1 protein-coding gene is annotated in these 604 nt (G+C 50.5%); it reads right to left on the bottom strand.

Features of this window, described 5'->3' with window-relative positions:
* Positions 1–604, bottom strand: a 604-nt coding sequence (locus ACLO87_RS16865; RefSeq protein ID WP_430224355.1) for an Ig-like domain-containing protein, incomplete at both ends; no start/stop codon positions are given.

Raw genomic sequence — 604 nt, 5'->3', positions numbered from 1 at the left:
CGCCAGCAATGGTGTCGATGGTGATCGATGCCTCTGGCAAGTCAGTGTCTACACCATAACCACGGTCAGCTTCAGCGCTCGCTGAGTTACCAGCGGCGTCTTCCGTTTCCACTTTGGCATGAACGTTGCTGTCTTTTGCCAGCTCGGCACCCGGAACATCCACGTTCCAAGTTTTGCCATCAGTATTAACAGTCGTTGTGTAGTCTTTACCGTTCACAGTCACAGTGACAGTGTCACCCGCTTTGACGTCTTTACCAACGGTACCAGTGATGGTCACGTCGGATTCAGACTCAGCTTTGTTGATCACATCATCACCTGCGATCGTATCGATCGTGATCGATGCCTCTGGCAAGTCAGTGTCTACACCGTAACCACGGTCCGCTTCTGCACTTGCTGGGTTATCTGCGGAGTCTTTGGTTTCAACCTTAGCGTGTACGTTACTGTCTTTCGCCAACTCAGCGCCTGGAACATCCACGTTCCATGTTTTGCCATCAGTATTAACAGTCGTTGTGTAGTCTTTGCCGTTCACAGTCACAGTAACTGTGTCGCCAGCCTTCACATCTTTACCGACAGTACCAGTGATGGTTACATCAGATTCAGACTC

Origin of the sequence: Paenalcaligenes sp. Me52 (assembly GCF_050487965.1) — a bacterium.
GTDB lineage: Bacteria > Pseudomonadota > Gammaproteobacteria > Burkholderiales > Burkholderiaceae_B > Paenalcaligenes.
Note: the sequence above shows the minus strand (reverse complement) of the source record. Positions and strands in the feature narration are given on the sequence as shown.